Annotated in this window: 11 protein-coding genes; 5 read left to right on the top strand and 6 right to left on the bottom strand. The window is 69.6% G+C overall.

Features of this window, described 5'->3' with window-relative positions:
* Positions 1–43 precede the first annotated feature (43 nt).
* Positions 44–520, top strand: a complete 477-nt coding sequence (bfr, locus tag N5D62_RS02480; RefSeq protein WP_067068504.1) for a bacterioferritin — start codon at positions 44–46, stop codon at positions 518–520.
* Positions 521–775: 255 nt separating this feature from the next.
* Positions 776–1,009, top strand: coding sequence for a (2Fe-2S)-binding protein (locus tag N5D62_RS02485; RefSeq protein WP_279755870.1), 234 nt, complete (start codon positions 776–778; stop codon positions 1,007–1,009).
* 169 nt (positions 1,010–1,178) lie between these two features.
* Here the strand turns inward: N5D62_RS02485 and N5D62_RS02490 are convergent, their stop codons facing one another.
* Entirely contained in the window at positions 1,179–1,436 is a 258-nt protein-coding gene (locus N5D62_RS02490; RefSeq protein ID WP_279755871.1) for a hypothetical protein, read from the bottom strand.
* A gap of 204 nt (positions 1,437–1,640) precedes the next feature.
* Between N5D62_RS02490 and N5D62_RS02495 the strand changes: the two genes are divergently transcribed.
* The 3 genes from N5D62_RS02495 (at position 1,641) to N5D62_RS02505 (ending at position 5,672) form a co-directional block, all read left to right on the top strand.
* Entirely contained in the window at positions 1,641–3,272 is a 1,632-nt protein-coding gene (locus N5D62_RS02495; RefSeq protein ID WP_279755873.1) for a gamma-glutamyltransferase family protein, read from the top strand.
* A 402-nt stretch (positions 3,273–3,674) separates the two neighbouring features.
* Positions 3,675–5,042, top strand: coding sequence for an MFS transporter (locus N5D62_RS02500; protein WP_279755875.1), 1,368 nt, complete (start codon positions 3,675–3,677; stop codon positions 5,040–5,042).
* 15 nt (positions 5,043–5,057) lie between these two features.
* Positions 5,058–5,672 (top strand): GNAT family protein, encoded by a 615-nt coding sequence (locus N5D62_RS02505; RefSeq protein WP_279755876.1) that lies wholly within the window; start codon positions 5,058–5,060, stop codon positions 5,670–5,672.
* Positions 5,673–5,712: 40 nt separating this feature from the next.
* Here the strand turns inward: N5D62_RS02505 and ugpQ are convergent, their stop codons facing one another.
* The 5 genes from ugpQ to ugpB form a co-directional block, all read right to left on the bottom strand.
* Entirely contained in the window at positions 5,713–6,489 is a 777-nt protein-coding gene (ugpQ, locus tag N5D62_RS02510; protein WP_279755877.1) for a glycerophosphodiester phosphodiesterase, read from the bottom strand.
* Positions 6,490–6,526: 37 nt separating this feature from the next.
* Positions 6,527–7,612, bottom strand: coding sequence for a sn-glycerol-3-phosphate import ATP-binding protein UgpC (locus N5D62_RS02515; protein ID WP_279755878.1), 1,086 nt, complete (start codon positions 7,610–7,612; stop codon positions 6,527–6,529).
* Between the two features lie 18 nt (positions 7,613–7,630).
* Positions 7,631–8,479 (bottom strand): sn-glycerol-3-phosphate ABC transporter permease UgpE, encoded by an 849-nt coding sequence (gene ugpE / locus N5D62_RS02520; protein ID WP_279755879.1) that lies wholly within the window; start codon positions 8,477–8,479, stop codon positions 7,631–7,633.
* Positions 8,479–9,366 carry a sn-glycerol-3-phosphate ABC transporter permease UgpA gene (ugpA, locus tag N5D62_RS02525; RefSeq protein ID WP_279755881.1) on the bottom strand — a complete coding sequence of 296 codons (888 nt, stop codon included), beginning with the start codon at positions 9,364–9,366 and terminating at the stop codon, positions 8,479–8,481. The genes ugpE and ugpA overlap by 1 nt, the downstream gene beginning before the upstream one ends.
* An 84-nt stretch (positions 9,367–9,450) precedes the next feature.
* Positions 9,451–10,773, bottom strand: a complete 1,323-nt coding sequence (ugpB, locus tag N5D62_RS02530; protein ID WP_279755883.1) for a sn-glycerol-3-phosphate ABC transporter substrate-binding protein UgpB — start codon at positions 10,771–10,773, stop codon at positions 9,451–9,453.
* Between the last annotated feature and the right edge of the window lie 139 nt (positions 10,774–10,912).

Genomic DNA, 10,912 nt, shown 5'->3' on the forward strand with positions numbered 1-10,912 from the left:
AGCACAATGCGCGCCTATCCCGTAGGAATTCCAGGAGAAGAACATGAAGGGCGACGCCAAGGTCATCGAGTACTTGAACGCGCAGCTGAAGAACGAGCTCACCGCGATCAACCAGTACTTCCTGCATTACCGGATGCTCAAGAGCTGGGGCTTCGAGAAGCTGGCCAAGCACGAGTACGCCGAGTCCATCGAGGAAATGAAGCACGCCGACAAGCTGATGGACCGCATCCTGATGCTCGAAGGCCTGCCCAACCTGCAGGACCTGGGCAAGCTGTACATCGGCGAGAACGCCGTCGAGGTCCAGCACTGCGACCTGAAGATCGAGATGGGCAGCCACCCGCTGCTCAAGGAAGCCATCGCCTACTGCGAGTCCGTGCGCGACTACGTGTCGCGCGAGGTGCTCGAGGAGATCCTCTCCGACACCGAAGAGCACATCGACCACCTGGAGACGCAGATCGAGCTGATCGCCCAGGTCGGCGAACAGAACTGGCTGCAAAGCCAGATGGGCGACGCCAGCTGACGCCAGCCACGTCCATCCCTGGGGACCCAGCCGGCGCCAGGCCCCCGAAAGCCCCGCTCGGCGGGGCTTTTTTTCGTCCGGCTTTCCTCCCCCGCGTCGGCGTGGCGGGTGTTGTCGAGACGTTCCGTGGCGTTTCGTGGCGTTGTTCACCGGCAGTTGTCCGACGCCGGGCAGGGGCTCTGCAATCTAATTGAGAGGAATTCGCGTTTGCGTTAGTATCTCGGCCATCCCAGGTTCATCCTGATTCGCCGACCCATGATCGTCTGTCTCTGCCACCGAGTTTCCGACCGCGACATCCGCCGCACCGTGGCTGACGGCGTCCACAACTTCGAAGTGCTCCAGGACGAGACGCAGGTGGCGTCCGCCTGCGGCAGCTGCCACGACTGCGCGCGCGAGGTGTTCGACGAGGCGCGGCGCGCCTGCGCCGCGGCGCACGGCGTGACCTGCTCGACCCCCGCCCGCGTCATCCCGATCGCGCAACTGGCCTGATCGCCAGGTCCAGGCGACCCCCAACGGCCTCCAGGCCACCTCGGACGGCGCTCCCGGCGCCGCCTCCGCAAGGAAAAAACCGCAGACCGGTCACCCGGTGCTGCGGTTTCTTTTTTGACGCCTCGGGATCGCGCGGGGCGCTCCCGAGGGCGTCAGCCGATCCGGAGGATCACTTGGCGGCGGAAGCGCCCTCGGCCGGCTTTTCGGCCTTCTTGTGACTCTTGTGCGCGGCCTTGTCGCCAGTGGCCGCCTTGTGGTGCTTTCCCTTGTGCTCGGCCTTCGCGTCGGAGGCCGGGGCGGCGGTCGCCGCCGGCGCGGCTTGCGTGGCGGGCGCGGCCGGGGTGGCGGTGCCTTGGGCCATCGCGGCGCCGGCAATCAGCAGGGCGGGGATCAGGGCCAGGGTCTTGATGGTCTTGAAGGCTTGCATCTGGGTTACTCCAGCGGGTTGAACAAGGTGAGCGGACAACGGCATCGCGTCGCGATGTGTTGACACTGGTTCGTTGCTTTGCAATGAGTTACGAGATCCGCACGGGTCCTTCACGCGTCAGGTCTTGCGCGCTGTCGCGGGCCAGGCGGCTCGGGCAAGATCGACCGGATCGCATCGGCCCCCCGGCCCGTCTCAGGAGACCCCATGTCCGCCATCCCCCACGCCTTCGACTGGACCCGCGGCTACGCCAGCCAGCGCAGCCCGGTCTTCGCGCGCAACGTCGTGTCGACCTCGCACCCGCTCGCCGCGCAGGCGGGCCTGCGCATCCTGGCGCAGGGTGGCAACGCGGTCGACGCCGCCATCGCGGCCGCCGCCTGCATGACGCTGGTCGAGCCCTGCAGCAATGGCCTGGGTTCGGACGCCTTCGCGATCGTCTGGGACGGCCGGTCGCTGCAAGGGCTGAATGCCTCCGGCATCGCGCCGCGCGCCTGGACGCCCGAGTTCTTCGACCGCAAGTACGGCGCCGGCTCCGGCATGCCGCTGCGCGGCTGGGACGCGGTGACCGTGCCGGGCGCCGTCGGCGGCTGGGTCGCGTTGAGCGAGCGTTACGGCAAGCTGCCCTTCGCCGACCTGATGGCGCCGGCGATCGAGATCGCGGAGCGCGGTTATGCCGTGCCGGTGGTCGTGCAGGGCAAGTGGCGCCTGGCCGCGCAGGTGAAGGAGCTGGTGTCGCAGCCCGGCTTCGCCGAGGCCTTCCTGCCCAAGGGCCGCGCGCCCGAGGTCGGCGAGCAGTTCCGCTTCGCCGCCGCCGCACGCACGCTGCGCCTGATCGCCGAGACCCGGGGCGAGGCCTTCTACCGCGGCGAGGTCGCCGAGGCCACCGCCGCCTTCGCGCGCGAGACCGGCGGCGCGATCACCGCGGCGGACTTCGCCGACTACGCGCCGGAGTGGGTCGACACGATCTCGATGGACTACGCCGGCCACACGCTGCACGAGATCCCGCCCAACGGGCAGGGCATCGCGGCGCTGATCGCGCTGGGCATCCTGAAGCAGTTCGACGTGGCCGCGCTGCCGGTGGACTCGGCGGCGTCCAAGCACCTGCAGATCGAGGCGATGAAACTGGCCTTCGCCGATGTCTACCGCTACGTCAGCGACCCGCGGACGATGCGGGTCCAGGTCGACGAGCTGCTGGACCCCGCCTACCTCGCCGACCGCGCGAAGCTCATCGACCCGAAGCGCGCGCAGGACTTCCAGGCCGGCAATCCGGTCAAGGGCGGGACGATCTACCTCACCGCCGCCGACGAGAGCGGCATGATGGTCAGCTTCATCCAGAGCAACTACCTGGGCTTCGGCTCCGGCGTCGTGGTGCCCGGCTATGGGCTGTCGCTGCAGAACCGCGGCCACGGTTTCACCCGCGATCCCGAGAGCGCCAATGTCGTGGCGCCGGGCAAGCGGCCGTTCCACACGATCATCCCGGCCTTCCTGATGAAGGACGGCCAGCCGCGGATGAGCTACGGCGTGATGGGCGCCAACATGCAGCCGCAGGGCCACCTCCAGACGCTGGTGCGGATGCTCGACCACCGCCAGCACCCGCAGGCCGCCTGCGACGCGCCGCGCTGGCGCTACAACGCCGGGCTGTCGATCAACGTCGAGTCGTCGATGAATCCCGAGGCCGTCGCCGGACTGCGCGAGCGCGGCCACCAGATCGCCGAGATCAACGACAGCTACCAGGACTTCGGCGCGGGGCAGTTCATCTGGCGCCTGGGCGACCCGGCGGTGGAGGGCTACGTCGCCGCGAGCGATCCACGTCGCGACGGCATCGCCGCGGGCTGGTGAACGCCGGCAGTGCCATTGCAGCTGCGATTGCAATCGCACGAATCTGCGGAATCGTCGGCCATCCCCTGCCTTTCCTCACTTGTCGATGACATGAAGGTGTTGATAGCATCGGCCCCTTCTTCCTCCCCGGAAGCTCTCACGCCACGATCCCCGATCGGAGCCCGACCATGACCAAGCTGCTCGACCGCACCAAACACGACGCCCTGGCGTCGGTGCGCCCGGCCGGCCTGCGTGGCGGCTCGGCGCGACGACCTTAGGGCGTCTCCGCGACGCCCCGCCGGCCCACCCCGGGCCGGTCCCCAGGTCCCTGGCTTTTCGCGACCGCCGCGCGTCATGCGCCGCTCTCGCCCGGTCCGCACCCGGCGCACGACGCCCCGCGCGGTCCGTTTCCGGAGTTCCGTCATGCTGCCCAAGAGGCCATCCACGTGGGTCGACCGTCTGCTCGACCGTTTCCTCGATCTGCTGCGGCTGCCCGCCGGCGACCTGCTGCGCAACCTGGTCTACCGGCGCCTGTGGACCTCGATCCTGATCAGCTCGCTGGGCGGGCAGATCACGCTGCTGGCGCTGCCGCTGACCGCGGCGGTGCTGCTGCACGCGTCGCCGACACAGATGGGCGTGCTCACCGCGATGGAGCTCGTGCCCTTCGTCCTGTTCTCGCTGCCCGCTGGCGTGTGGCTGGACCGCGTGCGCAAGCTGCCGGTCTACATCGTCGGCGAGCTGACGCTGGCGGTGGCCGTCGCCAGCGTGCCGGTCGCGCACTGGATGGGCTGGCTGGGCATGCCGTGGCTGTACTTCGTCGGCTTCCTGCTGGGCACCGTCTACACGATCGCCGGCAGCGCCTCGCAGATCGTGCTGACGCAGGTGGTGAGCCGCGACCGGCTGGTCGAGGCGCACGCCAAGAACGCGCTGGCCTCCTCCGGCGCGGAGGTCGCCGGCCCCGGCGTGGCGGGCGCGCTGATCAAGCTCGTCGGCGCGCCGCTGGCGCTGGCCGTCGACGCGCTGCTGCTGGTGGTGTCCGCGGCGATCCTGCGCGGCGTGAAGGTGACCGAGACGCTGCATCGCCTGGACGGCGCCGACTTCTGGCGCGACCTGAAAGCCGGCATCGCGTTCGTGCGCGGCAAGCGCATGCTGGTGGCGCTGGCCTGCGCGGTCGGCGGCTGGCAGATGTTCAACCAGGCGGCGCAGGTGGTGCAGATCCTCTTCGCGACGCGGGTGCTGGGGCTGTCGGCGCAGAGCGTGGGCCTGTCCTATATCGCGCTGGGCGCGGGCACGGTGCTGGCGAGCGCGCTGGGCCACCGCATCAGCGCGCGCTTCGGGCCCGGCCCCAGCCTGATCGGCGGCTTCGCGATGTGCGGCATCGGCTGGGCCGCGCTGTGCGTCGCGCCGGTGGGCCCCGTCGGCGTGGCCGCCTTCGCCTTCACGCTGTTCATGTTCGGCGTCGGCGCGGTGCTGATCTTCATCAACTTCCTGTCGTTGCGGCAGGCGGTGACGCCGGGGCCGCTGCTGGGCCGCATGACCAGCACGATGCGCTGGCTGATCCTGATTCCCGCCGGCCCCGGCGCGCTGATCGGCGGCTGGCTGGGCGAGCACGTCAGCCTGCGCGCCGCGCTGGCCTTCGCCGGCGTGGGCGCGCTGCTGCTGGCGGCGCTGGCCTGGCAGTTCCCCGCGATCCGCGCGGTGAAGACGCTGCCCAAGGTCGAGGACGAGGAGACGCCGCTGGGCGCCGAGGCGATCCCGGGCGCGAACCTGCAACCGGCCAACGGCAACTGATCGCCCCGATCCCCCATGCGAGTCATGCCCAGCGACGACCCCATCCTCATCGACGTGCCCGAGCGCCTGGAGACCGAGCGTCTCGTGCTGCTCAGCCCGCAGGCCGGCGACGGCGTGGCGCTGAACCGCGCGGTGCTCGAGGCCCGCGACCACCTGCTGCCTTGGATGCCGTGGGCGAGCGAGGTCCCCGGCGTCGAGCAGTCCGAGGCCGTCGCGCGCCGCATGCAGGCGCAGTTCTTGCAGCGCCAGCACCTGGCGTACTACGTGCACGAGCGCAACGCCGACGGCCACGCCGGCCGGCTGATCGGCGGCGCCGGGCTGCATACGCTCGAATGGAAGGTGCGGCGCTACGAGATCGGCTATTGGCTCGGTCCGTCCCACACCGGCCGCGGCCTGGCCAGCGAGGCGGTGCGGGCGCTGGTGCGGCTGGGCTTCGAGCGGCTGCGCGCGCGCCGCATGGAGATCCGCACCGATGCCCGCAACACGGCCAGCCGCGCCGTCGCCGAGCGCTGCGGCTTCGTCCTCGAGGGGCTGCTGCGCCAGGACGCGCTCGATGTCGCCGGCGAATCCTGCGACACCTGCATCTACGGCATGACGGCGCTGGACGCGCTGCGCGACCCGGCGCGATGAGCGCCGGCCGCGATCACGCGACAGGCCCGGGCGGCGGACCTCAGGCGGTGGGGCTGAAGCGGTCGACCGCGTCGGTGATGATGCCGTCCACGCCGTTGGCGATCAGCCATTGCGCCGCGGCCGCGTCGTTGACGGTGTAGACCAGCGCCTTCATCTCGGCCTCGTGCAGCCGCGCGACCAGCGCCTGGTCCATCAGCGCGTAATGCGTGATCACCGCGCGGCAGCCCAGCGATTGCGCCAGCTGCAGCCAGCCGTCGCCGTCGAGCTTGTCCAGCAGCAGCCCGCGCGGCACCTGCGGCGCGCTTTCGCGGGCGCCGCGCAGCGCCTCCGGCTGGAAGCTGCTGAACAGCACCGACCCCGGCGCCGTCTCGCCCCACAGCCGCAGCACCTCGCGGCCGACGACCTCGCCGGTGACGAACTCGTCGCCCGGCGTGGGCTTGATCTCGATGTTCAGCGCGTGCTGGTTGCGGCGCACGAAGGCCGCGACCGCGTCCAGGCTCGGCGGCGGCTCGCCGGCGAAGGCGCGGCTGTGCCAGCGCCCCGCGTCCAGCCGCGACAGCTCGCTCCAGCTCAGCGCGGAGGCCGCGCCGCGGGTCGAGGTCGTGCGGTCCAGCGTCGCGTCGTGCAGCAGGAAGGGCACGCCGTCGGCGCTGAGCTTCACGTCGCATTCGAAGGCGCGGTAGCCGTGGCGCGCGCCCTCGCGGAACGCGGCCAGCGTGTTCTCCGGCGCGAGCTTGCCGGCGCCGCGGTGCGCGACCCAGAAGGGCAGCGACCACGGCCAGGTGGCGTCGTCGAGGGCTCGGGTGTGGACCGTCATGTCGTTCTCCCTGGAGGCCGGCTGGCGCGCGGCCCGCTCAGTCGACGCGTTGCCCGGTCGCCGGATCGAACCAATGTAGCCGCTCGCCGGGCGCCTGCAACAGCACCTGGTCGCCAGGTTTCGGGGGCAGGTCGGTGCCGTCTATGCGCAGCGTGAAGGCGGCGCCGCCCAGGCGGCCGTAGACCAGGCGCTCGGCGCCCAGCATCTCGACCATCTCCACCGTCAGCGGCCAGGCGGTCGCGTCCGCGGCGGCGGCCTGGCCGTCGTGCGGCAGCGCGTGCTCGGGCCGCAGGCCCAGGATCAGCTCGCCCTCGCGCGGCGCTTGCCTGGGCAGCGGCAGCGCGCGGTCGCCGATGACGAAGCGCGCGCCGTCGACGCGGCCCTTGATCAGGTTCATCGCCGGCGAGCCGATGAAGCTCGCCACGAAGGTCGACGCCGGGCGGCCGTAGACCTCCTCGGGCGTGCCGAACTGCTCCATGCGCCCGCCGTTCATGACGACGATGCGTTGCGCCAGCGTCATCGCCTCGACCTGGTCGTGGGTGACGAACAGCGAGGTCACGCCCAGCTCGCGATGCAGCTTCTGGATCTCGAGTCGCGTCTGCACGCGCAGCTTGGCGTCGAGGTTGGACAGCGGCTCGTCGAACAGGAACACCTGCGGGTCGCGCACGATCGCGCGGCCCATCGCCACGCGCTGGCGCTGGCCGCCGGAAAGCTCGCGCGGCTTGCGCTGCAGCAGGTGCGACAGCTCCAGGATGCCGGCGGCCTTGTCCACGCGGGCGCGGATCTGCTCGGCGGGCAGCTTGCGGATCTTCAGCCCGTAGGCCATGTTCTCGAACACGCTCATGTGCGGGTAGAGCGCGTAGTTCTGGAACACCATCGCGATGTCGCGGTCGGCGGGCTCGACCTGGTTGACGACGCGGCCGCCGATGGCGATCTCGCCGCCGCTGATCTCCTCCAGGCCCGCGACCATGCGCAGCAGCGTGGACTTGCCGCAGCCCGACGGGCCGACGATGACGACGAACTCGCCGTCGGCGATCTCGGCGTCCACGCCGTGGATCACGGGATTCGCCTTGGCGCCGGTGCCGTAGCGCTTGACGACGTTGCGCAGGGAAATGCTGGCCATCGGTGTTCTCTCTTGCTTTTACTTCTCGGCGTCCACGAGGCCCTTGACGAACCATCGCTGCATCAGCACGACGACCAGCGCCGGCGGCACCATCGCCAGCAGCGCGGTGGCCATGATGACGTTCCAGTCGTTGGCCGCGTCGCCGCCGCCGATCATCCGCTTGATGCCGATGACCACGGGGTACATGCTCTCGTCGGTCGTGACCAGCAGCGGCCACAGGTACTGATTCCAGCCGTAGATGAACTGGATGACGAACAGCGCGGCGATGCTGGTCTTGGACAGCGGCAGCAGCACGTCGCGGAAGAAGCGCAGCGGCCCGGCGCCGTCGATGCGCGCGGCCTCGACCAGCTCGTCGGGCACCGTCAGGAAGAACTGCCGGAACAGGAAGGTCGCCGTCGCCGACGCGATCAGCGGCACCGTCAGGCCGGCATAGCTGTTGAGCATCTTCAGGTCGGAGACGACCTGGTAGGTCGGCCCGATGCGCACCTCCACCGGCAGCATCAGCGTGACGAAGATGGCCCAGAAGAAGAAGTTGCGCGCCGGGAAGCGGAAGTAGACGATCGCGAAGGCCGACAGCAGCGAGATCGCGATCTTGCCCACCGCGATCACCATCGCGGAGACGAAGCTGATCCACATCATCGGCCCGACCGGCGCCTTCGACCCGGCGCCGGTGTTGCCGAACAGCGCGGCCGAGTAGTTGTCCACCAGGTGCGAGCCCGGCACCAGCGACATCGGCGACTGCAGGATCTCGCCGGCGGTCTGCGTCGAGGCCACGAAGGCGACATACAGCGGGAAGGCGACGATCACCACGCCGAGCACCAGCACCAGGTGCGACAGCATCGTCAGGACGGGGCGGCGTTCGATCATCAGTACTGCACCTTCTTCTCGACGAAGCGGAACTGCAGCACCGTCAGCGTGATCACGATCGCCATCAGCACCACGCTCTGCGCGGCGGAGCCGCCCAGGTCCAGCGCCTTGAAGCCGTCGTAGTAGACCTTGTAGACCAGGATCGCGGTCTCCTTGCCGGGGCCGCCGTGGGTGGCCGCGTCGATGATGCCGAAGGTGTCGAAGAACGCGTAGACCACGTTGATCACGAGCAGGAAGAACGAGGTCGGCGACAGCAGCGGGAAGGTGATGGTCCAGAAGCGCCGCCACGGGCTGGCGCCGTCGATCGCGGCGGCCTCGATCAGCGACTTGGGGATCGACTGCAGCCCGGCCAGGAAGAACAGGAAGTTGTAGGACACCTGCTTCCAGACCGCGGCCATCACCACCAGCGCCATGGCCTGCTCGGGGTCGAGCACGTGGTTCCAGTCGATGCCCAGCCACTGCAGCCCGTGGGCGACGACGCCGATGGACGGCGCGAACATGAACAGCCACAGCACGCCCGCGATCGCCGGCGCGACCGCGTAGGGCCAGATCAGCAGCGTCTTGTAGACCGAGGCGCCGCGCACCACGCGGTGCGCCATCGTCGCCAGCAGCAGCGAGACCGCCAGCCCGAGCACCGCCACCAGCACCGAGAACACCGCCGTCGTCTTGAACGAGGCGAGGTAGCTGTCGTCGGCCAGCAGCGTGCGGAAGTTGTCCAGGCCGACCCACTCGGTGGACAGGCCGAAGGCGTCCTGCTGCTGCAGGCTCTGCAGCAGCGCCTGCGCGGCCGGCCAGAAGAAGAACACGCCGATCACCAGCGCCTGCGGCGCGAGCAGCAGCCACGGCAGCCAGCGCGATCGGAACACCACGCGTTTCTGTTGGGACATCCGGAGTGGGCGTCGAAGGGGAGGGGAAAGCGAAAGGAAAAAGGGCCGGCGCGGACGGGGCCGCGCCGGCGCTTCAGCCGGGGATCAGGACTTGTTGGCCTTCTGGAAGCGTTCCAGCAGCTCGTTGCCGCGCTTGACCGCGGCGTCCAGGCCTTCCTTGGGCTGCTTCTTGCCGGCCCAGACCAGTTCGAGTTCCTCGTCGATCACCGTGCGGATCTGCGCGAAGTTGCCCAGGCGCACGCCGCGCGACTTGTCGGTGGTCTTGCGGATCATCTGCTGCACCGCGACGTCGGTGCCGGGGTTCTGCTTGTAGAAGCCGCTCTGCTCGGTCAGCTCGTAGGCCGCCTTGGTCACCGGCAGGTAGCCGGTGCGCTTGTGGCTCTCGGAGGCGACCTCGGCCTTGGCCAGGTACTGGAAGAACGCGGCCACGCCCTTGTACTCGGCCGGCTTCTTGCCCGACATCACCCACAGGCTGGCGCCGCCGATGACGGTGTTCTGGGGCGCGCCCGGCACGTCGGGGTAGTAGGGCAGCGTCGAGATGCCGAAGTTGAACTTGGCGTTCTTCTTGACGTTGGCGTAGAGGCCGGAGGAGCCGGTCATCATGGCGCACTCGCCGGAGAAGTAGCTGGCGTCGGCGCTGTTGCCACGGCCCTTGTAGACGAACAGGCCCTGCTTGGCCATGTTGGCCAGGTTCTCGATGTGGCGCACGTGCAGCGGCGAGTTGAACGCCAGGCGCGCGTCCAGGCCGCCAAAGCCGTTGTTCTTCGTCGCGTACTCGACGTTGTGCCAGGCGGAGAAGCTCTCGAGCTGCGTCCAGCTGACCCAGCTGGTGGTGAACGGGCACTTGTGGCCGGAGGCCTTGAGCTTGGCCGCGGCGGCGGCCACTTCGGGCCAGGACGTCGGCGGCTTGTTGGGGTCCAGGCCGGCGGCCTTGAACGCGTCCTTGTTGTAGTGGAAGACCGTCGTCGAGCTGTTGAACGGGAAGCTCAGCATCTGGCCGTTGGGCGCGGTGTAGTAACCGGCGACGGCGGGGACGTAGGCGGCGTTGTCGAACTTGACGCCGGCCTGCTGCATCACCTGGCCCACCGGCACGATCGCGCCCTTGCTGGCCATCATCGTGGCGGTGCCGACCTCGAAGACCTGCAGCACGTGCGGCGCGTTGCCGGCGCGGAACGCGGCGATCGCGCCGGCCATCGATTCGTCGTAGCTGCCCTTGTAGGTCGGGACGACCTTGTAGTCCTTCTGGCTGGCGTTGAAGTCCTTGGCCAGGTCGTTGACCCAGTCGCCCAGCGCGCCGCTCATCGAGTGCCACCACTGGATCTCGGTCTGGGCCGAGGCGGCGACGGGGGCGGTGAGCGCGGCCAGCGCGATGGACGCGGCCAGCAGGGAAGTCTTGAGGGGCTTCATGGGTCTCCGATGCTCGAAGGGATGGTTCTGCGGACCGCTCCGGAGTCCGTCGGGTGGGACGGTCCGGCGGCGGGCCGGCGAGCTTATCGGGGCATTGTGACACTGGCGAACTTAGAGTCCCTCGCCCGGGATTGCCCTC

This window comes from Mitsuaria sp. GD03876 (assembly GCF_029840635.1).
Lineage (GTDB): Bacteria > Pseudomonadota > Gammaproteobacteria > Burkholderiales > Burkholderiaceae_C > Roseateles.

Bases quoted from the DNA above. Each gene is read 5' to 3' on its own strand.
- ugpQ (WP_279755877.1), bottom strand. From the start codon at position 6,489: ATGACGGTCCACACCCGAGCCCTCGACGACGCCACCTGGCCGTGGTCG.
- N5D62_RS02515 (WP_279755878.1), bottom strand. From the start codon at position 7,612: ATGGCCAGCATTTCCCTGCGCAACGTCGTCAAGCGCTACGGCACCGGC.
- ugpE (WP_279755879.1), bottom strand. From the start codon at position 8,479: ATGATCGAACGCCGCCCCGTCCTGACGATGCTGTCGCACCTGGTGCTG.
- bfr (WP_067068504.1), top strand. From the start codon at position 44: ATGAAGGGCGACGCCAAGGTCATCGAGTACTTGAACGCGCAGCTGAAG.
- N5D62_RS02485 (WP_279755870.1), top strand. From the start codon at position 776: ATGATCGTCTGTCTCTGCCACCGAGTTTCCGACCGCGACATCCGCCGC.
- N5D62_RS02505 (WP_279755876.1), top strand. From the start codon at position 5,058: ATGCGAGTCATGCCCAGCGACGACCCCATCCTCATCGACGTGCCCGAG.
- ugpA (WP_279755881.1), bottom strand. From the start codon at position 9,366: ATGTCCCAACAGAAACGCGTGGTGTTCCGATCGCGCTGGCTGCCGTGG.
- N5D62_RS02500 (WP_279755875.1), top strand. From the start codon at position 3,675: ATGCTGCCCAAGAGGCCATCCACGTGGGTCGACCGTCTGCTCGACCGT.
- N5D62_RS02495 (WP_279755873.1), top strand. From the start codon at position 1,641: ATGTCCGCCATCCCCCACGCCTTCGACTGGACCCGCGGCTACGCCAGC.
- N5D62_RS02490 (WP_279755871.1), bottom strand. From the start codon at position 1,436: ATGCAAGCCTTCAAGACCATCAAGACCCTGGCCCTGATCCCCGCCCTG.
- ugpB (WP_279755883.1), bottom strand. From the start codon at position 10,773: ATGAAGCCCCTCAAGACTTCCCTGCTGGCCGCGTCCATCGCGCTGGCC.